2 protein-coding genes are annotated in these 1,264 nt (G+C 56.2%); both read left to right on the forward strand.

What is annotated here, in order from left to right; all coding sequences use genetic code 11:
• The coding region (locus ACFCV3_RS42705) for an APH(3'') family aminoglycoside O-phosphotransferase (RefSeq protein WP_040203940.1) at positions 1–471 on the forward strand (471 nt) is incomplete at its 5' end.
• Positions 471–1,264, forward strand: a 794-nt coding sequence (locus ACFCV3_RS42710) for an APH(6)-I family aminoglycoside O-phosphotransferase (RefSeq protein WP_376041205.1), incomplete at its 3' end; no start/stop codon positions are given. The genes ACFCV3_RS42705 and ACFCV3_RS42710, both read left to right, overlap by 1 nt.

Here is a 1,264-nt window from a genome sequence, read left to right on the forward strand (position 1 = left end):
GTTCACAGCCTATCGGTTGATCAATGTCCGTTTGAGCGCAGGCTGTCGCGAATGTTCGGACGCGCCGTTGATGTGGTGTCCCGCAATGCCGTCAATCCCGACTTCTTACCGGACGAGGACAAGAGTACGCCGCAGCTCGATCTTTTGGCTCGTGTCGAACGAGAGCTACCGGTGCGGCTCGACCAAGAGCGCACCGATATGGTTGTTTGCCATGGTGATCCCTGCATGCCGAACTTCATGGTGGACCCTAAAACTCTTCAATGCACGGGTCTGATCGACCTTGGGCGGCTCGGAACAGCAGATCGCTATGCCGATTTGGCACTCATGATTGCTAACGCCGAAGAGAACTGGGCAGCGCCAGATGAAGCAGAGCGCGCCTTCGCTGTCCTATTCAATGTATTGGGGATCGAAGCCCCCGACCGCGAACGCCTTGCCTTCTATCTGCGATTGGACCCTCTGACTTGGGGTTGATGTTCATGCCGCCTGTTTTTCCTGCTCATTGGCACGTTTCGCAACCTGTTCTCATTGCGGACACCTTTTCCAGCCTCGTTTGGAAAGTTTCATTGCCAGACGGGACTCCTGCAATCGTCAAGGGATTGAAACCTATAGAAGACATTGCTGATGAACTGCGCGGGGCCGACTATCTGGTATGGCGCAATGGGAGGGGAGCAGTCCGGTTGCTCGGTCGTGAGAACAATCTGATGTTGCTCGAATATGCCGGGGAGCGAATGCTCTCTCACATCGTTGCCGAGCACGGCGACTACCAGGCGACCGAAATTGCAGCGGAACTAATGGCGAAGCTGTATGCCGCATCTGAGGAACCCCTGCCTTCTGCCCTTCTCCCGATCCGGGATCGCTTTGCAGCTTTGTTTCAGCGGGCGCGCGATGATCAAAACGCAGGTTGTCAAACTGACTACGTCCACGCGGCGATTATAGCCGATCAAATGATGAGCAATGCCTCGGAACTGCGTGGGCTACATGGCGATCTGCATCATGAAAACATCATGTTCTCCAGTCGCGGCTGGCTGGTGATAGATCCCGTCGGTCTGGTCGGTGAAGTGGGCTTTGGCGCCGCCAATATGTTCTACGATCCGGCTGACAGAGACGACCTTTGTCTCGATCCTAGACGCATTGCACAGATGGCGGACGCATTCTCTCGTGCGCTGGACGTCGATCCGCGTCGCCTGCTCGACCAGGCGTGCGCTTATGGGTGCCTTTCCGCAGCTTGGAACGCGGATGGAGAAGAGGAGCAACGCGATCTAGC

The organism is Kribbella sp. NPDC056345, from assembly GCF_042262745.1.
In the GTDB taxonomy this organism is placed as follows: domain Bacteria; phylum Actinomycetota; class Actinomycetes; order Propionibacteriales; family Kribbellaceae; genus Kribbella.